Annotated in this window: 19 protein-coding genes and 1 tRNA gene; 8 read left to right on the top strand and 12 right to left on the bottom strand. The window is 62.1% G+C overall.

The window, feature by feature from the left end; translation table 11 throughout:
- Positions 1-29: 29 nt before the first annotated feature.
- The gene (locus QCL51_RS02390) at positions 30-542 is read left to right on the top strand and encodes a DUF3299 domain-containing protein (RefSeq protein ID WP_028697796.1); all 513 of its coding nucleotides are present in this window, start codon (positions 30-32) and stop codon (positions 540-542) included.
- 109 nt (positions 543-651) lie between these two features.
- Positions 652-1,335, top strand: coding sequence for an OmpW family outer membrane protein (locus QCL51_RS02385; protein ID WP_021783920.1), 684 nt, complete (start codon positions 652-654; stop codon positions 1,333-1,335).
- On the opposite strand, the gene QCL51_RS02380 is transcribed toward QCL51_RS02385, so the two are convergent.
- Entirely contained in the window at positions 1,323-2,528 is a 1,206-nt protein-coding gene (locus tag QCL51_RS02380) for an MFS transporter (RefSeq protein ID WP_338444575.1), read from the bottom strand. The two genes, QCL51_RS02385 and QCL51_RS02380, sit on opposite strands and share 13 nt — an antisense overlap.
- A gap of 102 nt (positions 2,529-2,630) precedes the next feature.
- Here QCL51_RS02380 and QCL51_RS02375 point away from each other — a divergent pair, with 102 nt between their 5' ends.
- Positions 2,631-3,074: a helix-turn-helix domain-containing protein gene (locus tag QCL51_RS02375; RefSeq protein ID WP_103443409.1), complete on the top strand. Its 444-nt coding sequence runs from the start codon at positions 2,631-2,633 to the stop codon at positions 3,072-3,074.
- A 30-nt stretch (positions 3,075-3,104) separates the two neighbouring features.
- Here QCL51_RS02375 and QCL51_RS02370 read toward each other — a convergent pair whose 3' ends face one another.
- On the bottom strand, positions 3,105-4,037 hold the full coding sequence (locus tag QCL51_RS02370; RefSeq protein ID WP_021783917.1) for an NAD-dependent epimerase/dehydratase family protein: 933 nt from the start codon (positions 4,035-4,037) through the stop codon (positions 3,105-3,107).
- Positions 4,030-4,914, bottom strand: a complete 885-nt coding sequence (locus tag QCL51_RS02365) for a sugar nucleotide-binding protein (RefSeq protein WP_021783916.1) — start codon at positions 4,912-4,914, stop codon at positions 4,030-4,032. Before QCL51_RS02365 ends, QCL51_RS02370 begins: the two co-directional genes overlap by 8 nt.
- A 261-nt stretch (positions 4,915-5,175) precedes the next feature.
- Between QCL51_RS02365 and QCL51_RS02360 the strand changes: the two genes are divergently transcribed.
- Genes QCL51_RS02360 through QCL51_RS02350 form a run of 3 tightly spaced genes read left to right on the top strand, consistent with a single transcriptional unit; the run spans position 5,176 to position 7,879 of the window.
- Complete coding sequence (locus tag QCL51_RS02360) at positions 5,176-6,216, top strand: TauD/TfdA family dioxygenase (protein WP_028697800.1); 1,041 nt, start codon at positions 5,176-5,178, stop codon at positions 6,214-6,216.
- A 17-nt stretch (positions 6,217-6,233) separates the two neighbouring features.
- A complete protein-coding gene (locus QCL51_RS02355) occupies positions 6,234-7,025 on the top strand; it encodes a TSUP family transporter (protein WP_021783912.1) in 792 nt (263 codons plus the stop codon).
- A gap of 8 nt (positions 7,026-7,033) precedes the next feature.
- Entirely contained in the window at positions 7,034-7,879 is an 846-nt protein-coding gene (locus tag QCL51_RS02350; RefSeq protein ID WP_028697801.1) for an alpha/beta fold hydrolase, read from the top strand.
- Positions 7,880-7,890: 11 nt separating this feature from the next.
- Here QCL51_RS02350 and QCL51_RS02345 read toward each other — a convergent pair whose 3' ends face one another.
- A complete protein-coding gene (locus tag QCL51_RS02345) occupies positions 7,891-8,700 on the bottom strand; it encodes a helix-turn-helix transcriptional regulator (protein WP_021783910.1) in 810 nt (269 codons plus the stop codon).
- A gap of 178 nt (positions 8,701-8,878) precedes the next feature.
- On the opposite strand from QCL51_RS02345, the gene QCL51_RS02340 reads away from it, so the two are divergent.
- Together QCL51_RS02340 and QCL51_RS02335 are read left to right on the top strand one after the other, a co-directional pair.
- Entirely contained in the window at positions 8,879-10,321 is a 1,443-nt protein-coding gene (locus QCL51_RS02340) for an alanine/glycine:cation symporter family protein (protein WP_021783909.1), read from the top strand.
- 63 nt (positions 10,322-10,384) lie between these two features.
- Complete coding sequence (locus QCL51_RS02335) at positions 10,385-11,383, top strand: asparaginase (RefSeq protein WP_021783908.1); 999 nt, start codon at positions 10,385-10,387, stop codon at positions 11,381-11,383.
- An 83-nt stretch (positions 11,384-11,466) separates the two neighbouring features.
- On the opposite strand, the gene QCL51_RS02330 is transcribed toward QCL51_RS02335, so the two are convergent.
- The 8 genes from QCL51_RS02330 to QCL51_RS02295 all read right to left on the bottom strand — a co-directional run bounded on the left by QCL51_RS02330 (position 11,467) and on the right by QCL51_RS02295 (position 21,565).
- A tRNA-Sec gene (locus tag QCL51_RS02330) sits at positions 11,467-11,562 on the bottom strand.
- A 6-nt stretch (positions 11,563-11,568) separates the two neighbouring features.
- Complete coding sequence (gene selB, locus QCL51_RS02325) at positions 11,569-13,491, bottom strand: selenocysteine-specific translation elongation factor (protein ID WP_021783907.1); 1,923 nt, start codon at positions 13,489-13,491, stop codon at positions 11,569-11,571.
- Positions 13,488-14,915 (bottom strand): L-seryl-tRNA(Sec) selenium transferase, encoded by a 1,428-nt coding sequence (gene selA, locus QCL51_RS02320; protein WP_021783906.1) that lies wholly within the window; start codon positions 14,913-14,915, stop codon positions 13,488-13,490. Before selA ends, selB begins: the two co-directional genes overlap by 4 nt.
- A 138-nt stretch (positions 14,916-15,053) precedes the next feature.
- Positions 15,054-15,980, bottom strand: a complete 927-nt coding sequence (gene fdhE / locus QCL51_RS02315) for a formate dehydrogenase accessory protein FdhE (protein ID WP_021783905.1) — start codon at positions 15,978-15,980, stop codon at positions 15,054-15,056.
- A 4-nt stretch (positions 15,981-15,984) separates the two neighbouring features.
- Positions 15,985-16,641, bottom strand: coding sequence for a formate dehydrogenase subunit gamma (locus tag QCL51_RS02310; RefSeq protein ID WP_021783904.1), 657 nt, complete (start codon positions 16,639-16,641; stop codon positions 15,985-15,987).
- Entirely contained in the window at positions 16,638-17,588 is a 951-nt protein-coding gene (fdxH, locus tag QCL51_RS02305; protein ID WP_021783903.1) for a formate dehydrogenase subunit beta, read from the bottom strand. Before fdxH ends, QCL51_RS02310 begins: the two co-directional genes overlap by 4 nt.
- Complete coding sequence (gene fdnG / locus QCL51_RS02300; protein ID WP_338444574.1) at positions 17,588-20,656, bottom strand: formate dehydrogenase-N subunit alpha; 3,069 nt, start codon at positions 20,654-20,656, stop codon at positions 17,588-17,590. The genes fdxH and fdnG overlap by 1 nt, the downstream gene beginning before the upstream one ends.
- Positions 20,657-20,803: 147 nt before the next feature.
- Positions 20,804-21,565: an SDR family NAD(P)-dependent oxidoreductase gene (locus tag QCL51_RS02295; RefSeq protein WP_103443401.1), complete on the bottom strand. Its 762-nt coding sequence runs from the start codon at positions 21,563-21,565 to the stop codon at positions 20,804-20,806.
- Between the last annotated feature and the right edge of the window lie 4 nt (positions 21,566-21,569).

Below are 21,569 nucleotides of genomic sequence, written 5' to 3'. Positions count from 1 at the left end.
GGGCGGGCATGCCCGCGAAGAGGCCGGCAATGCAAATGCTGCTGGCCCTGCTGTTGCTGGTAGCGATGCCTCTATGGGCCGCCGAACCCAAGGAGCTGGACTGGCCAGCACTGATCCCTGAAGGTGCACCGGTCATCCCGCCGCAACTCACCCCGCTGCACGATATGTCACAGCTCAGCAACGCCCTGTCTGCCGAATCCGCCCCACCCGCGCGCCAGCAGGCGCCCGATGCGCCAGTGGTAAAAAGCCTCGACGGCCAACAGGTCAAGCTGCCCGGCTACATCGTGCCACTGGAGGTCAGCGAAGAAGGCCGCACCACCGAATTCCTTCTGGTCCCTTACTACGGTGCGTGCATCCACGTGCCGCCGCCACCGCCGAACCAGATCGTGCATATCTTCAGCGAGATGGGCGTGCGCGTCGAAGACCTCTACCAGCCCTACTGGATCGAGGGAAAGATGCAGGTTAGAGCTTCCAGCAGCGAGCTGGCCGACGCCGGTTACCAGATGGAAGCCGAGAAAATCTACGCTTATGAGCTGAGATGAGAACTGTTTCGAATTCGTGAAGACGCTTCGTTGAGCTGGGTCAAACTTTCCGCTCAACCAGCTCCGTACCATTGGACTACTCGATTAATAACGTCCTTTGGGAGCTTCCATGAACAAGTCCTTGCTGGGTGCCTCGCTTGTGGCCCTTGCGCTCGCCGCCCCTGCCGCCCACGCCTATCAGGCGGGGGACATGATCCTGCGCGCAGGCGCCATCACCACCGCCCCGAACGAGAGCAGCGGCGACCTCAAGTTCGACGGTAACAAGGTGTCGGGCACCAAGGCGACCCTGGACAGCGATACCCAGTTGGGCCTGACCTTTGCCTACATGCTCACCGACCACATCGGCCTGGAGCTGCTGGCAGCTACCCCGTTCAAGCACACCGTCGCCGTAAAAGGTCTGGGCGGCGGGCTGGACGGCAAGCTGGCGGACATCAAGCAACTGCCGCCGACGCTGTCGCTGCAGTACTACCCAATGGAGCCGAATTCGCGCTTCCAGCCGTACGCTGGCGTCGGTATCAACTACACCCTGTTCTTTGACGAAGACTTGAGCAGCGCACGCAAGCAACAAGGCTTCAGCAACCTCAAGCTGCAGGATTCGGTAGGTATCGCCGGCCAACTGGGCATGGACTACATGCTGACCGACAACCTGCTGGTAAACGCCTCGGTCTGGTACGTCGACATCGATACCAAGGCCAGCGTCAACGGCCCGACCGCCCTTGGCTACAGCAAGACCAAGGTCGACGTTGACGTCGACCCGTGGGTATATATGGTCGGCCTTGGCTACAAGTTCTGACCTGAACATTGCAGGGCGGCCTCGGCCGCCCTCGCGCGTTGCAGCCATAGCCAGTAGCACAGTGCGACCGCACTGATGCCCATGCCAAGCCCACACACGGCAACCCAGCCCCAGTGTGCAAACACCCAGCTCGCCAACACCGCCCCCAAACCGCTGCCCAGCGAATAGCAACACATGTAGGCGCCGATCAAACGGCTAGCCATCGCACCACGCCCGGCCAGCAACAGGCTCTGGTTGGTGACATGTACTGCCTGCACGGCAAAGTCCAGCATCAGCACACCCAGCACGAAGGCCAGCAGTGAATGCTCGACGAATGCTGTTGGCAGCCACGACAGCGTCAGCAGGGCCAACGACACCCCGGTGGTACGCTCACCCCGCCCATGGTCGGCCAGACGACCGGCATGCGAAGCCGCCAGCGTACCCGCCACACCTGCCAGGCCAAACAGGCCGATCTCGGTATGGCTCAGCGCCAACGGCGCAGCGCTTAGCGGCATGACCATGGCACTCCACAGCACGCTGAATGCGGCGAAGATCAATACACCGAACACGCCGCGCTGGCGCAGCAACCTGTCGTGCCGATACAAGCTGAACTGGGCCACGATCAGCGCCCGGTAACCCGGCCGGCTTCCCATCGGCTGCCCGCCGGGCAGACTGCGCCACAGCACCAGCGCCAGCAACATCAACAGCCCTGCGGCGACCAGGTACACACTTCGCCAACCGGCCAGGTCGGCAAGCCCGCCCGAAGCCAGCCGTGCCAGCAGGATACCCAGCACCACACCACTGGTGACAGTGCCTACCGCCTGCCCTTGCTGGCCAGGTGAGGCCAGGCTCGCGGCATGAGCCACCATCACCTGCACCATGACGGCCATCAACCCGGTGATAGCCAGCGCCAGCAGCAATATTGCCCAGTTCGGCGCCGTGCCAACGCCGACCAGCGCAAGCGCCGAGAACAGTAACTGGCCAAGCAACAGACGTTTACGGTCGACCAAGTCTCCGAGCAGCACAATCAGTAGCAGCCCCAGGGCGTAGCCCGCCTGGGTCGCGCCGACTACCCAGCCAATCTGCTGCTGCGCCACCCCCAACTCAGCAGCCATCGACTCAAGCAGCGGTTGAGCGAAGTACACCGTCGCCACAGCCATCGCACTGGTGGTGGCAAGCAACAGGGTTATCCAGCGTGTCAGCGAAGGTGTCATCGGGCAAGCCTCTGGAATCTGGTTTCAATTTGAAACCACCCGCTGGCTATTTAACAAATGTGGTTTTAATCTGCAACCAGATAATCAAGACAGGCGTGCCCCATGCTCGATGAAAACAATGCGCAGTGCCCCGTGGCCCGGGCTCTGGAGGTGCTGGGTGACCGTTGGGCGCTGATGATCCTGCGCGATGCCTTTGACGGCCTACGGCGTTTCAGTGAATTTCAGAAGAACCTGGGGCTGGCGAAGAACATCCTCACCTCGCGGCTAAAGCTGTTGGTGGAAAGTGGGTTGCTGATGACACAGCCGGCGTCGGATGGCAGTGCCTACAAAGAGTACGTGCTGACCGACAAAGGGCAGTCGGTATTTCCAGTGGTGGTTGGTTTGAGGCAGTGGGGGGAGCGGTTTCTGTTCGAGGCGGGTGAAACGCGTTCGGAGCTGGTGGACGGCGTGACGGGGCAAGCGCTTCAAATATTGCAGGTCCGCAGCCAGGATGGGCGGGCCTTACATCCCGAAGATTGCCAGCGCAGAAGGGTGCGGCATGGGTGATTTCAGGGCCACGGCGCAGCCCCGAGGGGTTCAGCCTTTACCGAGAAGCTTTGCCAGGCCTTCAACCATCGGCGTCACCTGCGCAAACTCGAACCGCGCCAACAACCGCTGGTTATCCGCTCGCGAATGGCGGATATCACCCGATCGCGCCGCCGCATAGCTGATCGCTGGCAAGCTCCCCACAACCTTCTCCAGCGCAGCCAGCAACTGGTTCAGTGAGGTCGCCTGGTTCAGCCCGATGTTCACCGCCCCCTCCTCGACCTGCGGCTGCTCCAGTGCCTGCACCATCACCTGCACCAGGTCGCCCACGTAAAGGAAGTCCCGGGTCTGCTCGCCGTCCCCGAACACTGTAATCGGCAAGCCCTGCACAGCACGCTCGCAGAAGATGCTGATCACTCCGGAATACGGCGAGGAAGGGTCCTGCCGTGGCCCGAAGATATTGAAGAAGCGAAACACCACCGGCTCCAGGCCATGCTGGCGGCGGTAGAAGTCCAGATACTGCTCACTGGCCAGCTTGTCCACGGCATAAGGGGTCAACGGCGCCTTGGGCGTGTCTTCGGAAATCGACTCCCCTTCACCATTGTTGCCGTACACCGCTGCGCTGGAGGCGAACAGCACCCGGCGCAGGCCATGCACGCGCATGGCTTCGCAAACGTTGAGGGTACCGATGAAGTTACTCTGGTGGGTACGCACCGGGTCTTCGACCGAGGCCTGAACCGACGCTACCGCTGCCAGATGCACCACAGCACGGCAGCCAGCCGCAGCCTGAGTGACCAGCCCTGCATCGGCAACATCACCTTCGATCAGTTCCAGCCGTGGGTGGTCGACCTGCAGGTTGCTTCGCCGGCCGGTGGAGAAGTCGTCGAGAATGCGTACGGCGTAGCCTTTGCCCAACAACGCATCGCACAGGTGGGAGCCAATGAAGCCGGCACCGCCGGTGATCAGGATGGGGGCGTCAGCCATGGCGGTAGAACCGGTCCAGTAGAGGTGGCAAGCCAGCGCGCCAGGCACGCGGCTTGATACCGAAGGTATGAAGGATTTTCTTGCAGGCAAGTACCGCGTGCTGTGGCTCTTCGCTGGCATCCGGGCGCGCGGCATGGGCCTGCGGCGTGGGGGCCTGAACGGCCAGCTGGCGGTATTGGCCGGCCTCGGCGAGGATCGCCTGGCCCAGCGCCAGCGGCGTGGTCGCCTCATTGCCAGCGTAATGGTAGGTGCCCCACAGCGGCGCATTGCAGTCGAGTTGCTTGAGCACCGACAGGATCACTCGGGCGGCATCATCGACCGGCGTCGGATTGCCACGTCGATCATCGGCCAGCAGCAGCTCCTGTGGCTGCTCGGCACGGGTCAGGAAGCGTCCCAACGCGCCATCGATACTCTCGTCCAGCAACCAGCCAAAGCGCAGCAGCACATGCTGCGGGCACGCCGCGCGCACGCTCTGCTCGATGCGCCAAAGGGCCTGGCCACGCAAGCCCAGCGGCACTGGCTCGTCCTTTTCGCTATAGGCCGTTGCCCGCGCACCATCGAACACACGGTAGCTGGATGGCTGCACCAAGGTGATCTGATGGTGCTGGCACAGCTCTGCCAACCGCTCCACCGCCCGCTCCTGTTGGGCCAGGCGCTGCTCGCTGACCGACTCGGCCTGGAACCAGTCGAAGTAATAGGCCAGGTTGACCAGCGCGTCGGGGCGATGGTCATCGAGCAGCTGAGTAAGGCTTGAGGGCGCCCAGCCGTTCTCGGGCGGGCGCGGTGCCAGGAATGCGATGTCCTCCTCGGCCCCAAGACGAATCAGCGCTTGCCCGAGGGCATTGCCACCACCCAACAGCATTAGGCGCATACGCATAGAGTCAGCAGATCCGGAGAGGTTGATGAAGTAAAGGGGTTATTTTGCGGTTTCCTGCCCGGGAAGTCCAACACCGGCCCCGTTGGATGCCGCAGGCGGGAGCGATTCCACAGTTTCACCGCTCAATACCGCCACAGACAGAAATCTCCTACGACATACGAGGAATGGGCTGACTTCCACGTATCGGCATAACTGCATTGAATAGTCGACTCCCCACTTGCCGGCCAGGGAGTTTCACATAAAAACGACAAGGAACGTTCAATGCCTCATTCGGAAGCTGCCTACCTGGATTTCTACCCAGAGCAAAGCCAGGCCATAGCCTTTGCAAGCCAAACCCTTGCTGATTTGGGTGGACCGGAGGCTAAAGGAGTAGCACTTCAGGCTCGTATATTCGCCGATCAACTCGAAAAAGCCTTGAGTGAAGAACAGCGTGCGCTCCTCCGGCGCTTCAGTGAAGGCCATCTATCTGCCTTGATGTACAGGCAGATGCACTGTGCCAACGAGCCAATACCAGAATACCTACCCGACATTACCGCCCTGGCGCAAAGCCCTCGCTGCCAATACCTTGCCTCGCGCAATCAACTGCTGCTGGAACTCGTACGCCACCGCAGTTTCGCCTTCGATATCGACAACGATGGCAAACAGGTCCGCCTGGTCGGCAACTTCAAGGGCGGTGGCCGCGTCCCGCGCCCCGACGAAGATCCCTGCCTGGAGGTTGAAACCAGCTCGCATGCGGGCTTGCGCTTGGGGCCACACACTGAAGCACCTTACAACTGCTCAACAAACGCCAGCAACGCTCACTCCCCTGCTCCCTCAGCACTGATTCTCACTGCGCGCTGGAACCCCGCCAATGAACCTACGAATGTCTTCCCACTCCGGGAAATCATCGAACGCTTGAGTAACCTGGACACACTTGCGCTGACTTCAAAGTCTTTCGACTTCACACGCAGTGACTGCTTCGCTCAGGGACAGGGCAATGCTGGCAAAGCAGTTTCAATGCTGCAGTTCGAGCCCAATGGTGGTTTCTCTGTTCGATACAACAGCTATCGCTTCAGCCTGAATGAACGTGCCTGCAACGCTGCGGCGCGCGCGTTCAACGCCTTTCAAAAAGCACTGAGCACTGCGCAACCGCTGACGTTTGCCCTGCAACCTGACAGCGCATTGTTGATCAACAACAGCCGAGCCTTGCACGGCCGCGACAAGGTCCAGGACAACCGGCGCCTGCTTATCCGTCAATTCGGATACTCCCCCTTCGCCGTACCGTTGGTGCTCGCTGAAGACCCGCTGCTGGTCCGTGGTTGAGCACAGGAAAATACCCCATGATCGAAATCGACTTGACGTTTGTTCTGCTACTCGCACTGGTTGCACTGATGGCCGGCTTTTTTGATGCTATCGCCGGCGGCGGTGGCCTTATCACGCTCCCGGTGCTGTTTATTGCCGGTGTAGAACCCTTGGCAGCTATTGCCACTAACAAGTTCCAGGCAGCTTCGGCTACGGTTTCGGCTACGTGCGCCTTCGCCCGCAAAGGCATGATCGACTGGAGACGAGGCAGTCCCATGGCTGTCATGTCGTTCATCGGTGGGGCGTTGGGAGCCTTGTCGATAACTTACGTCCCCAAAAGCGTTTTGCAGGCGTGCGTCCCACCACTGCTGATCCTGATCGCCGCCTACTTTGCCTTCAGTCCAAAGCCGAATGAACAAGCGCGCAAGGCAAAGGTATCGACTAGCCTATTCTGCGTGACGGCTGCACCAATCATTGGCTTTTATGACGGCATCTTCGGCCCTGGAGTCGGCTCGTTCTTCATGCTGGCTTGCGTGGTCCTCTTGGGCCAGCACCTCATTCAAGCCGTATGCACCAGCAAGCTTTTGAACGCAGCCTGTAACCTGGGCGCATTGTCAGTCTTTTCTCTCAGCGGGGCGATCATCTGGCCGCTGGCGCTGGCAATGGCGCTCGCCGCCTTTCTGGGCGCGCAATTGGGGGCACGCTGCGCAGTACGCTTCGGCTCACGCCTCATAAAACCGCTGCTGGTCAGCGTCTGCTGCATCATGGCACTCAAACTGCTGCTCGATACGGGCAACCCGCTCGGCGAATGGCTCAACCAGTTCTTCTAGAGAGCACCATGCACATTCAAAAGGCTTCCCCGCAGCGCGTGAAGTGGCAGTTTGATGAGCCCGCCCCAGGCAAAGAGCTGTTCATCAATGAAGTGTTTGGAAACTACCAGCAACAGGCGCGATTGCTGGTACCTGATATCGAGCGCGCAGCTCCAGCATTTGTTTTGGGGGGCGCGCGTTCCGACTTTACCCGGCTCAACCCCCTGCTTTATCGCCTGCAAGCCGCAGGCATTGGTTCACTCACTGGCAATCTGTCAGGCCATAGCCTCGCCAGCGAGCCAGGCGCATTGTCACCGTCACTGGCTACGAACCTTGATGAAGCACAGCGTTTCCACGCGCATATCGCGCCTCGATGCCGAACGCTCATAGGCCACAGCCTTGGCGCGGCAATTACGCTCAAGCTTGCAGCACAGTTGCCACAAGTGGACAACATCGTATTGATCTGTCCAGCAGTTTATCCAGACCACGCCTACCAGGCGCCGTTCGGCCCAGCATTCACTGCTGCCATCAAAAAGCCTTTCGGTTTTCTGGAGAGCGATAGCTACACCTTCCTCAACCAGTTTCGTGGAAGAGTATTGATGGTGATCGGCGAGTACGACGGGCTCAACTCCCAGAGATTCGGCAAAGGCCCTGGCACCAGCGCTGGCAACCTGTGGATTGCCGGCACTGAACGCTATAGCCCGATTCCTGAAGAAGTTACCCTCGCCTTGATGCGAGCAGTTTCAGCATCGCGCTTGCAATGCCTGTTTCTTACCGACTGCGACCATGGCATCGCGGCACATTTGCGCAGGGCTCCCGCGATAGCGGACCAGGTTGCGGACGCAGTAGCAGCGTTCATCCTCGACAATGCTTAAGGCGTTGAGCATTACTCGATCTCGAACAGACCATCGCGCAACGGCGCCACACTCAACCGCTTACGCACATCGTCGTCTATGCGTGGATCATCCGGCCGGTACAGTTTCACCTGCCGATACGCATTGATGCGATTGATCTCCTCGCCCAGGTATTCCCATACCACCCGGGTACAGGCAGGGTTGCGCCGGTCGCCGCTGGATACGCCGGCCTTCAGGCCATTCAACCGGGTGATGCGGCTTTTGAAGCTGGGGATGAGGATGGTCTGGCTCATCTCGTTGAACGTCAGCGACTCGTAGTCGATGAGGAACATCCGGTCCTGCAACTGGAACGCCGCCCCCAGGTAGCGACAGCGTACCTCGGCATGCTGATCGGTAGCACTGGAGCGTTCCTGCCGTTCCTGGCGCTCGAACAGAAAACGGCCGCGCTCTTCCCACAGGTGCACCAGCGACACGAGGATCGTGCCCGGTACCGACATGCAGTTGGAATACTCGAAGTAGTAACCGCAATAGCGCGACAGATTGCCCGCATGTTCGTGCAACGGGCGAAACAACTCGCTGATCGGGTCACTGGGCTGCTCGGCCAGGGTCGATACCCGCGCACCGATCAGACGGGCGAACTGCTCGGCGGGCAGGTTCAGTTCGTAATCCTCGACACCGAAGAAGTCGCCAATGCGCTTCAGGTTGAAAGCCGTCGGACGGCTTTGCCCGCTCAGGTACTTGTTGAACTGCGCGCGGTTGATCGAGAGCTGGCGGCAAACTTCTGAAATAGAGCGGTAGTGGCTGCAGGCGAGTTTGAGGTTGGTAGCGAAGTGATCGCTCATATGCGGAATCCAGGTGACGCGAATGACGCCATTGTAGCATCAAGTCGCATCAAGTCAGAGCAATCCGCGAAATTGTAACCAGTCTTGTCATAGCCAACCATGCGCCCCAACGAATAGCGGTGCGCCTGCCGTCCGCTGGTCTTTCCACACGAAGAATAAGAATCGAGGTCATTTTCCAATGCTCGAAGTAATCAACGATTTCCTTTCGGGGAAACTCCTCATCGTGCTGATCGTAGGGCTGGGTAGCTACTTCACCATCCGCTCCCGGTTCGTCCAGTTCCGCCACTTCACCCATATGTTCAGCGTGTTCAAGGAATCGCTGCGTGGCCAGGCAGGCCAGCTGAGTTCCTTCCAGGCCCTGATGCTGAGCCTGGCCGGCCGCGTGGGTGCCGGCAACATCGCCGGTGTCGGTATCGCAGTGACCCTGGGCGGCCCAGGCGCCGTGTTCTGGATGTGGGTCACCGCACTGGTGGGCATGTCCAGCAGCTTCTTCGAATGCACCCTGGCCCAGGTTTACAAGCGCGCTGATGGCGACGGCCTGTACCGTGGCGGCCCGGCCTACTACATCCAGCACGGGCTGAAGCGCAAGAGCATGGCCATCGTGTTTTCGCTCTTGCTGCTGGTCACCTACGGCTTCGCCTTCATCGGTCTGCAGTCGTACACCATGACCCACTCGCTGCAGAACGCCTTTGCCTTCGACCCAAGCCACAGCGGTATTGTCCTGGCCGTGCTGCTGGCCATCACCTTCATCGGCGGTATCAAGCGCATCGCGGCGGTGTCGGACCTGCTGGTACCCGTCAAGACCCTGGCCTACATCGGCGTAACCTTGTACGTGATCGGCACCCAGATCGAACACGTGCCAGCCATGCTGGAAACCATCTTCAAGAGCGCCTTCGGCCTCGACCCTGCTTTCGGCGGCCTGCTCGGCAGCGCCATCGTCATGGGTGTGAAGCGTGGCGTGTTCGCCAACGAAGCAGGCCTGGGCAGTGCGCCGAACGTCGCTGCCGTGGCTGCCGTGAAACACCCGGGCGCGCAGGGCGTGGTCCAGGCCTTCAGCGTGTTCCTCGACACCTTCCTGATCTGCACCTGCACCGCACTGCTGATCCTGCTTTCAGGCTTCTACACCCCGGGCTTCGAGGGCGACGGCATTGTCCTGACCCAGAACTCGCTGGCCGCCGTAGTCGGTGACTGGGGTCGCGTGTTCGTCAGCGTGGCGCTGTCGCTGTTCGTCTTCACCTGCATCCTCTACAACTACTACCTCGGCGAGAACAGCCTGCAGTTCCTCAGCCGTAACCGCGTAGTGTTGATGGTGTTCCGTGGCCTGGTCCTGGCACTGGTCGTGTGGGGTTCGATGCAAGACCTGTCGACCGTGTTCGCCTTCGCCGACATCACCATGACCTGCCTGGCCTTCGTCAACCTGGTGGCCCTGGCCCTGCTGTTCAAGGTCGGCCTGCGAGTCATGCGCGACTACGACGACCAGCGCAAGGCCGGTGTAAAGCAGCCTGTGTTCGACTCGTCCAAGTTTGCCGACCTGGACCTGGACCGCAATGCCTGGCCTGCCAATCCTCAGGTGGAAACAGCCACTGACAAAGCAGTCGGCCAAGTTCAGCCGCAGCGCTGATATCCTCCCCTGCCCAGCCGCCCCTTCCGCGGGCGGCTTTTCTTTCTCCGCTCACCGCTACGGATGCTTTCCATGCGCGCAGTAAAGAATCTTCTCGTTCTCTATACCGGTGGCACCATCGGCATGCTCGAAACCCCCGAAGGCCTGGCACCGGCCGGTGGTTTTGAAGCGCGGATGCGTGAACACTTTGCCCAGATGGCCAATGCACCGCGGGTGCAATGGACGCTGCAAGAGCTGGACCCGTTGCTCGACAGCGCCAACATGCAACAACACAACTGGCTGGCGATGCGCGATGCCATCGTCGAGGCGGTGGATGTAGCGGGCCACGATGGCGTGCTGGTGCTGCACGGTACCGACAGCATGGCCTACAGCGCTGCAGCGTTGTCGTTCCTGTTGCTTGGCTTGCCCGTACCGGTGTTGCTGACCGGCTCGATGCTGCCGGCAGGTGCCCCGGACAGCGATGCCTGGGACAACCTGTGCGGCGCATTGCGCCAGTTCGAACAAGGCCTGGAAGAGGGCGTGCAGCTGTACTTCCACGGTCAACTGCTGCATGGCTGTCGGGCGTCGAAGCTGCGTAGCGAAGCGTTCGATGCCTTTGCTGCGCTGCCGCGCCATCGTGACGCTGAGCGGGCCGATACGATCCCTGCCGAGCTGGGCTACAGGCAGCCGCGCAAACCGGTCAACCTGGCGGTCGTGCCGGTTTTCCCGGGGCTGCAGGCCGGGCATTTGCAGGCCTTGATCGACAGCGGTGTGCAGGGTTTGCTGCTGGAGTGCTACGGCAGCGGTACCGGGCCGTCGGATGACCAGGCGCTGCTGAATGTGCTGAGCGCAGCGCGCCAGCGCGGCGTGATGCTGGCGGCTATCAGCCAGTGCCCGGAAGGCTCAGTGGTGTTCGACACCTATGCAGCGGGCAACCGCTTGCGCGGGGCCGGGCTGGTCAGTGGCGGTGGCATGACCCGTGAAGCGGCACTGGGCAAGATGGTGGCACTGCTGGGCGCTGGGTTGGATGCCGACGCAGCAGAGCACTGGTTTGCCCTGGATCTGTGTGGCGAGCGGGCTTGATCAGCGCCCTTGAGGGCCTACGACGATAGGGTTTCCTGTGTAGGAGCGGGTTCGCCCGCGAAGAGGCCCTAAAGCGTGAAAAATGGCGGAAGGCAGCGGGAGTCGAACCTGCCCGGGAACGGCTGCCGTCCCCAACCGGGTTTGAAGCCCGGCCGCGCCACCGGGCGCGATTGCCTTCCTTGAACTCAGTGCCTGACCTGCTGTTGGGCCAGGGCGCTGTCGGCGCGGATGTGACGCTGGTCGGCCACCCTCCGGGTCAGGCCGATGCGGTCGAAGTATTCCAGAATCTGCACACTGCGCTTGCGACCGATGCCCAACATATCGCGAAACGCGGAAACCTGCACTATCGTCGTTTCGCTGGCCTGCTCCAACATCAACGCTGCCATGCGCTGTAGCGTCGCCTCAGGGTAGAACAGGTCGCGCACTACCTGATGCACCAGGCCCAGCCGCGCCAACTTGCGCAGTAACAGGCGCACATCGGCTTCGGCACGGTTCTCCTCACTCGCCAGTGTCCTGACCCAGGGTGGGTCATATTGCCCTGCGATCAACTTCGGCTGCAGACGCGCCCACAATGCACTATCGGCTTCGCTCAACTGCACCTTGTGATCGGGCAGATGCAGCCATGGCCCGCTGCTGGCGATGGCGCTGTCGTCGAGCAGCTCATCCAGCAGACTGACGAATGCCGGCCGCTCCAGGGGCAAGGCTACAAAGCGCCGCAAGCGATCCCGGTCAGGGCCGAGCTGGTCGGGCTCTTGCTCGTGAAAGCGCGCCAACTGTTCCAGAACCTGCTGCTTGAGCGCCAGCCATTGGGCATTGGCGAACAACAGTTGGCCCTGCCGGGTGGCCACCACCCGCACATCGTCCGGTAACTGCCAGGTTTCCCGCAGGCGGTTGAACTGCCGTTCGAGTCGCTGCGGACTAATACCGCCCGGTGCACTGGCGAGCAGTGCTGGCAGCGCCTGCTCCAGATCCGCTGCATCGCGCAGTACCTGCAACTGCTGCAGACGGGCATCGCTGCGGCGTTGGCGGCTTGGTGCGAACGGGTCGAGCACCTTGCCGCCGCCCAATGTGCGCTGAGCGCGCTGATCGCGCAGCACCAGGCGGTCGCCGTGCACAGCCTGCAACGGCGCGTTGAGCAGCAACTGGGCAAACATGCGTTGGCCGGCAGCCAGGCTTTCGCCTTCGAGCAAGGCGACCCGGGCCGTGACATCTTGGGTGCCGAGGTGCACATGCACGGCGCTGAAATGTTCGAAAGTACGCGTCTCGTCAGGTAACAGGTGCAGCTCGATATCTACCCGAACACTGGGCGCATGCAACCATTCGGGCACCAGCCAGTCGCCCCGGCGCACCTGCTCCACGGCCAGGCGTTCGGCAGCGATATTCAGCGCCACCCGTTGGCCTGCTTCTGCCACCAACGCGGCCTGGTTCTGCGCATGCAGGCCACGCACGCGCACCACCTTGCCGGCCTTGCCCAGCAGCAACGTATCACCTGCACTGACCCGCCCGGCCAGTGCCGTGCCGGTGACCACCACACCCGCGCCGGTAACCGCAAAGGCACGGTCGACGGCCAGGCGAAAACCACCGTGCACACTGCGTTGCCGCGTACCTGCTTCGGCCTCCAGCAGGGCCTGGCGCAACGCTTCCACGCCCTCCCCGCTGATGCTCGACAGCGGAAACTGCCGCGCACCGGCATACGCCCCAGGCGCCAGCAGCTCACTGACTTGCATCTGCACCTCGGCCAGGCGCGACGGCTCGACCCGGTCGCATTTGCTGATCGCCACCAAGGCCTGGGGAATGCCCAGCAGCTCGATGATCGCCAGGTGCTCACGGGTCTGCGGCATGACCCCGTCGTCGGCAGCCACTACCAACAGCACCAGGTCGATGCCATGGGCGCCGGCCAGCATGTTGTGGATAAAACGCTCGTGGCCCGGCACATCGATGAAGCCGGTCAGCGGCGCGCCTTCGCTCAGCGCCGCATAGCGGTAACCAAGGTCGATGGTCATGCCACGGGAACGCTCCTCCTGCCGCTGGTCGCCGGCTTGGCCGGTTAGCGCCTGTAGCAGTGCGGTCTTGCCGTGGTCGATGTGGCCTGCAGTTCCAACGATCACTGCACTGGCCCCAGTTGCAGGGCTGGCAACTGGGCCAACCACTGGGCTTCGTCATCCAGTTGGCGCAGGTCCAGCCACAGGGCATCGTCGTCAATGCGGCCCAGCACCGGCACCGGCAGGTCGCGCAGGGCTCGTTCCAGTACATGCAGGCTGCGTCCACGCAGCTTCTTCGACACTTGCGGGCGCAGGCACAGCGCCGCACTGGGCAAGCGCGCAACCGGCTGGCTGCCACTGCCGATCATGCCCAACGCAGGCTCTACACTGATGGCCCATTGCTCACCGAGGCGCGCCTTGAGTTCAGGCGCCAGGCGCTCGGCCTGGGCCTGGATCTCGGCCTGGTTGCGAGTCAGCAGGCGCAGGCTGGGCAGGCGCTCGGCCAGGCGATCGGGGTTGCGGTACAGCGCCAGCACCGCTTCGAGTGCAGCAAGGGTGATCTTGTCGACGCGCAACGCACGCTTGAGCGGATTTTTCTTGATCCTGGTGATCAAGTCCTTGCGGCCGACGATGATCCCGGCTTGCGGACCACCCAGCAGTTTGTCGCCACTGAAGGTGACGATATCGGCACCATCGGCCAGGGCCTGGCGTACCGTGGGTTCGGCGGGCAGGCCCCAGCGGGTAAGGTCGAGCAGGCTGCCGCTGCCCAGGTCTTCAAGCAGCGGCAATTCATGTTGGTGGGCGATACGTGCCAGCTCGGCAGTAGGCACCTGGGTGGTGAAGCCCTGGATGCTGTAGTTGCTGCAATGCACCCGCATCAGCAGGCCAGTGCGCGGGCCGATGGCGGCCTCGTAGTCGCGGGCGTGAGTACGGTTGGTGGTGCCGACCTCGTGCAGCTTGACGCCGGCACGGGCCATGATGTCGGGAATCCGGAAGGCACCACCGATCTCGATCAGCTCGCCGCGAGAGATGATGCCTTCCTTGCGTGCGCCCAGGCTGTTGAGCGCTAGCAGCACGGCGGCGGCATTGTTGTTGACCACGGTGACGGCTTCGGCGCCGGTCAGCTCGCGGATCAAGCCCTCGATCAGGTCATCACGGTCGCCACGTTTGCCGGTGGCCAGGTCGAATTCCAGGTTGAGCGGATAACGAGCGGCGGTCTGCATGGCCTCGATGGCTTCTTCCGGTAGCAAGGCACGGCCCAGGTTGGTATGCAGCACGGTCCCGGTGAGATTGAACACGCGGCGGACCTGACTGCGTTGCTGGAGGGCGAGGCGTTCTGCGCTGCGGCCAAGGAGGATTTCCGGGGCCAGTTCGGCGCTGCCGAGTTCGCCATTACGGGCGGGCTGGCGCAGGTCGTCGAGCAACTGGCGCAGGGTAGTCAGCACGGCGTCGCGACCGTGGCGGTCGATCAGCGGGAGACAAGCCGGGTGGCGCAGGAGGTTATCGATGGACGGCAGGCGTGGGGTGTCGCTGGCTAGGCTGTTGGACATGCGGTACTACCTTGGACTGATCCGTTGTCTGTGCTGGCCCATTCGCGGTGAACCCGCTCCTACAAGTACAGCGTCATCCTGAAGGTTGGCGCAATTACCTGTAGGTACGAAGGCAAGTCGGTGTTTCAGTGTAGACCCTCAACCGCTACCCGGGGCGAGCATCAGGTTGGGCGCCAGGCGATGGAAACCCTCCCCGTCCAGGCGTATATCCAAGGCCAGGCTGGCCAGGTCGTCAGCCAGCGGCTCGGCCGCCGCATCGTTCTCCAGGTAGTTCTGCTTCAGGTAGCTGTCGCAACCAGGGCAGCACTCGGCGCGCAGCGGCGCTTTGCCTGGTGCATGGCGGTCATCCTCAAGGCTGGTGTAACGCAAATCCTTGCTCGACTCGCAGTACACGCACTTGACTCGCACAACATGCCACTCGCAGGCACACAACGAACAGGCCAGGTAACGCAAGCCGTTGTGCTTTCCACGGTTGCGCACCACCCCGGCCATCGCCGGCGAACCGCAAGCCGGGCATTGGGCCAGGCTGCCGGCTGGCTTGAGCTGGTGTGCGGGCAGCGCCAGCAACCAGCTGGACCAGGCTGCCTGCAACGCGGCCCCGAGGAAGGGCACCAGTGCTGCGGGCACACCATCGTACTGGCCTGCCAGCAAAGCAATGCCCCAGCCCTTGCGCTGATGGTCATCACTGCCTCGCAGCAGCTGCAGCGCCTCACCCAGCGGGCCACTGCTTTCGCTGTTGAGGTGCTCAAGCAGTGCCTGCAACCAGACCAGCCACGGCCCTTCACGCACCAGACTGTCAGCCGCCAGCGGCGGCAAACCATGATCCATGCACAGGCGCTGACGTTCCTCGGCCACCGGCAGACCGCCGGGCGGGTTATCCACAAGCTGCTGCTGGATGCGGCATAACCGCGCGATCAGCGTCAGGTAGTCGCCAAGCGCGTTGCCTTCAGCCAGATGCTCCAGGCGCGCGGCGCGCAGTTCAAACAGGTTGGCGGCAGGCAGGTGCAGAAATGGCGGCGTGACAGCCGACGCTTCGATCTGCCCGGGTTCGAGTATGCTGCTCAAGCGCTCATCCTTCTTTTCGTCCGTGATCACCCGGCGTCTTGTCGCCGGTCACTTCGCGGTACCACAACTCATGATGCTTGCGTGCCCAGGCGCGGCTGACCCAGCCATGCAGCATGGCGCTGATCGAGCCCTTGATCCAGATGCCGGCGTAGATGTGCACGATGATGCTGAGAATCAGCACGAAGGCCGCCAGCGCATGCAGCAGCGCAGACAAGCGAATGGCATCGATGCCAAACCAATGGCTGAAGTATGCCCGCCAGATCACCACGCCACTGACCAGCAGCACCAGCATGCACACCAGCAGGGTCCAGAACAGCAGCTTCTGCCCGGCATTGTACTTGCCGACCGGCGGCACACCCTCCTCCTCGTTGCGCATTACCCGGTCCACGCGGCGCAGCCACAGGCGGTCGTTGGCGGTGATGAAGTTGGCCCGCCAGAAGCGCAATACCAGGCCGAGGAAGAACACGAACATCGCTACCCCGAGGAAGGGATGCAGAATGCGCGTCCACGGCCCGCCGCCGAACAGGTTGCTGAGCCAGAATAGCGCCGGATGGAACAGCGCAAGCCCCGACAGCCCAGCCAGGATGAACAGGATCGCCACCACCCAGTGGTTGCTACGCTCGTTGGCGTTGTAGCGCAGTATGGGTTTGTTGTCGTTCATGGCCGCTGCTCCCCTTGCCCACCGGGCTGCTTCGGATCATAGACATGGACCGACGGGTCCACTTGATGCACGCTTTCGTCCGGCGGTGTCGGGTGCTCATCCTCCTCGACACGCTGAGGGCCGATCCGCACATAGTGGAAGAACCCCGCCAGCACCGCCGCGCCCATGGCCAACAGCGCCAGCGGCTTGGTGAAGCCCTTCCACAACCCCACCAACGGGCTGATCACTGGCTGGTCCGGCAGGCCGGCATACAGCTTCGGCGTGTCGGCATGGTGCAGCACGTACATCACGTGGGTGCCACCGACGCCGTCCGGGTCGTACAACCCGGCGTTGTCGTAGCCCCGCGATTTCAGATCGACGATGCGCTCGGCCGCATGCACTTTCATCTCGTCCTTGCTGCCGAACACGATCGCACCGGTCGGGCAGGTTTTCACGCACGCCGGCTCCAGCCCCACGCTCACGCGATCGGAACACAGGGTGCACTTGTACGCCTTGTGGTCTTTCTGCGAGATGCGCGGGATGTTGAACGGACAGCCGGTGATGCAGTAGCCGCAGCCGATGCAGTGGTCCTGGTTGAAGTCGACGATACCGTTGGCGTGTTTGATGATCGCACCAGGGCTTGGGCAGGCCTTCAGGCAACCTGGGTCGGCACAGTGCATGCAGCCATCCTTGCGGATCAGCCACTCCAGGTTGCCGTCGTCGCGCTCATGCTCGGTAAAGCGCATCAGGGTCCAGGTCTCGGCCGTGAGGTCCTGGGGGTTGTCGTAGGTGCCGTGGTTGTGGCCAACCTCGTCACGCAGTTCATTCCACTCCGAGCACGCCACCTGGCAGGCCTTGCAACCGATGCACTTGGTAGTGTCAATCAGCTTGGCGACTTCCTGCTGCTGACGCACCGAGGGCGGAACGGTAGTGGTGGCCGAGCGGGCGATGATGTCTTGGCTGGCCATCAGAGTTTCTCCACTTTGACGAGGAACGACTTGGACTCTGGCGTCTGCGTGTTGCCATCACCGAGGAACGGCACCAAGGTATTGGTCAGGTAGCCATGCCGGGTAACGCCGGTGAAGCCCCAGTGCAGCGGGATGCCGATCTGGTGCACGGTCTGATTGTTGACCTGCAGCGGGCGAATCCGCTTGGTCACCACCGCCACCGCATCGATATGCCCACGCTTGCTCGACACCCGTACCCGGTCGCCGGCCTTGATGCCTTTCTCGTTGGCCAGCACCTCGCCGATCTCGACGAACTGCTCGGGCTGGGCAATGGCGTTGAGCCGGCAATGCTTGCTCCAGAAGTGGAAGTGCTCGGTCAGCCGGTAGGTGGTCGCCGCATAGGGGAACTCGTCGTGCGTGCCGAGGGTGTCCCACACGGAATCGAAGATGCGCCCGGCCGGGTTGCTGGTGGCCTTCTTGTTCTGCGGGTGCAGCGGGTTGATGCCGATCGGTGTTTCGAATGGCTCATAGTGCTCGGGGAACGGGCCTTCGGCCATCTTGTCGATGGCAAAGAAACGCGCCACGCCTTCAGGGTTCATGATGAACGGATTCATCCCAGCCTCGGGCGGCGAGTCGACCTTGAAGTCCGGTACGTCGGTGCCGGTCCAGGCCTTGCCGCTCCACCACACCAGGCGCTTTTTCTCCGGGTCCCAAGGCTTGCCTTGCGGGTCGCTGGACGCACGGTTGTAGAGGATGCGGCGGTTGGCCGGCCAGGCCCAGGCCCAGTTCTGTACCTGGTGCATGCCATACGGGTCGCTGTTGTCGCGGCGAGCCATCTGGTTGCCCTGTTCGGTCCAGCAGCCGGCGAAGATCCAGCAGCCAGACGCGGTGCTGCCATCGTCCTTGAGCTGGCCGAAGCCCGCCAGTTGCTGGCCCGCCTTGATCACCGCGCCAGTCGGGTCGGTGACATCGGCCACCGCCCAGCCGTTCATCTCCTTGGCCAACTCCTCCGGGGATGGCTCCTCAGGTATCTTGTACGGCCAGCTGATGTTCATTATCGGGTCGGGATAGGTGCCGCCCTCGGCCTGGTAGCGTTGGCGCAGGCGCAGGAACAACTCGCTCATGATGTGCACGTCGGTACGGGTCTCGCCCGGGCCGTCTGCGCCCTTCCAGTGCCATTGCAGCCAACGGCTGCTGTTGACCAGCGACCCGTCTTCCTCGGCGAAGCAGGTAGTGGGCAAGCGGATCACTTCGGTCTGGATATTGGCCGTGTCGACGTCGTTGAACGGCCCGGCATTGCGCCAGAACTCCGATGTCTCGGTAGCTAGCGGGTCCATGACCACCAGCCACTTGAGCTTACTCAGCGCCGCAGTGACACGGTTCTTGTCCGGCAGCGCTGCAATCGGATTGAAACCTTGGCACATATAGCCGTTGACCTTGCCCTGGTCCATCATCTCGAACATGCGCAGCACGTCGTAGCCCGGCACGTCGAGCTTGGGTAGCCACTCGTAGCCCCAGTTGTTTTCTACCGTGGCGTTGGCCCCGTACCAGGCTTTCATCAGGCTGACGTGGAACTTGCCGTAGTTCTGCCAGTACGACAGCTGGCCCGGGCGCAGTGGCTTGGAGGCGCGTTTGTCGATGTAGGCGGCGTAATCCTGCTCGGCATCGCCGGGTAAGGTCAGGTAACCCGGCAGCAAGTTGGACAACAGGCCGAGGTCGGTCAGGCCCTGGATGTTGGAGTGTCCACGCAACGCGTTGACCCCTCCACCCGGCATGCCGACGTTGCCCAGCAGCAACTGAACCATGGCCGCGCTACGAATGATCTGCGCGCCGATCGAATGCTGCGTCCAGCCGAGCGCATAGAGGATCGTCATGGTCTTGCCCGGTACCGAGCAGGAGGCGATCTCTTCCCAGACCTTCATCATGGCGTCCTGTGGCATGCCACAGGTCATGCTCGCCAGTTCCGGGGTATAGCGGCTGTAATGCTGTTTCATCAGCTGGAACACGCAGCGAGGGTGCTGCAGTGTCGGGTCGACCTTGGCATAGCCGTCCTCGCCCAGCTCGTAACCCCAGCCGGACTTGTCGGCGTACACACGCTTGGCCTCGTCGTAGCCGCTGAACAACCCGTCCTCGAAGCCGTAGTTCTCTTTGACGATGAACGACACGTCAGTGTAGTTGCGCACGTACTCGTGCTGGATCTTGTCTGTGCTAAGCAGATAGTTGATCAGCCCGCCCATGAAGGCGATGTCGGTACCAGTACGGATCGGTGCATAGTAATCCGCCACCGAAGCGGTACGGGTAAACCGCGGGTCGACCACAATCAGCCGCGCCTTGTTGTGCGCCTTGGCCTCGGTCACCCACTTGAAGCCGCACGGGTGCGCTTCTGCTGCGTTGCCACCCATCACCAGGACCAGATTCGCGTTGGCGATATCGGACCAGTGGTTGGTCATGGCGCCACGGCCGTACGTCGGGGCAAGACTTGCCACCGTCGGGCCATGTCAGACACGTGCCTGGTTATCGAACCCCAGCATGCCTGTTGCGCGGATGACCTTGTGGGTCAGGTAGCCAGCCTCGCTGGAAGCGGCGGAAGCGGCAAGAAAACCGGTGGAGAGCCAGCGGTTGACTGTTTGTCCTTGGGCGTTCTTTTCGATGAAGTTGGCATCGCGGTCCTGCTTCATCAGGTCGGCGACGCGGTCGAGCGCCTCGTCCCAGCTGACCCGCACCCATTCTTTGCTGCCCGGCTTGCGAACCTCGGGGTACTGCAGGCGGCTCGAGCTGTGGATAAAGTCCAGCAGGCCGGCGCCTTTCGGGCAGAGGGTGCCCCGGTTGACCGGGTGGTCGGCGTCCCCTTCGATATGAATGATGTTCTGTTTGACGTTTTTTCCCGCATCACCCTGGCTGTACATGATCAGGCCGCAGCCGACCGAACAGTAGGGGCAGGTGTTACGGGTTTCTTTGGTATGCGCCAGCTTGAAGTGACGCACCTGCTCGGCGAATGCCGGCGTCGGGGCCATGCCCAACGCTGCAAGGCTCGAGCCTCCAAGGCCGACGGCGGCGGCCTTGAAGAACTGCCGACGGTTCAGGTCCATCGTGCACTCCTGATCAGGTGGTGGACGCACGGAACATTGCCGGCGCCTCTTGGTAGTCACGGTGGCGGCCAATTGATAGCCGCCAAAGGATAAGACTAGTCAAGAATCCAGAAGGTGCGATGACCTGAGTCAGCGGTACAGCACCAATCAGGTACGTGGCAGGTTGCGCACCACATTCAGCGCCGCACTGCTCTGCGCCACAGGCATGATCTCGATGGTGTTGATGTTTACATGCGCCGGCTGCTCGGCAACCCAGGCTACCGTTGCTGCAATGTCCTCCGGCAGGAGGGCCTCTACATCCCGATACAGGGCCTGCACGGCATCCACGTCGCCATTCAGGCGCACCATCGAGAAGTCAGTGCCTGAGCACAGCCCCGGCTCGATGTTGCTTACCCGCACGCGGGTGCCAGCCAGGTCGGCACGCAGGTTGAGGCTGAACTGGCGGACGAACGCCTTGCTGGCGCCATACACGTTACCGCCCGGGTAGGGGTAAGTACCGGCGATCGAGCCGATGTTGATGATCATGCCGCTATCGGCTTCCACCATCTGCGGCAGAATCTTGTGGGTGACCATGGCCAGGCCGGTGATGTTGGTGTCGATCATCTGCTGCCAGTTTGCGGCACTGCTGGCTTGGGCACGGTCCACGCCCAGCGCCAGCCCCGCGTTGTTGACCAGCAGATCGATCTGCAGCGACGCCTCACGCATCTGCTCGACCGCCTTCTCGAGCGATACTGAATCAGTGACATCCAGCGCCATCGGAATGAAATTGGCGCCCAGTTCAGCCTCCAGTGCTTTCAGTTTGTCCATGCGCCTGGCACCACCGACCACGCGGTAGCCTTTGCCGATCAGGGTGCAGCAGATGGCGCGGCCAAAGCCTGAGGAAGCACCGGTTACAAATGCGGTTTTCATTCGT

This window comes from Pseudomonas sp. LTR0 (genome assembly GCF_036630035.1).
Lineage (GTDB): Bacteria > Pseudomonadota > Gammaproteobacteria > Pseudomonadales > Pseudomonadaceae > Aquipseudomonas > Aquipseudomonas putida_Y.
This window is presented reverse-complemented; position numbering and strand designations above follow the sequence as displayed.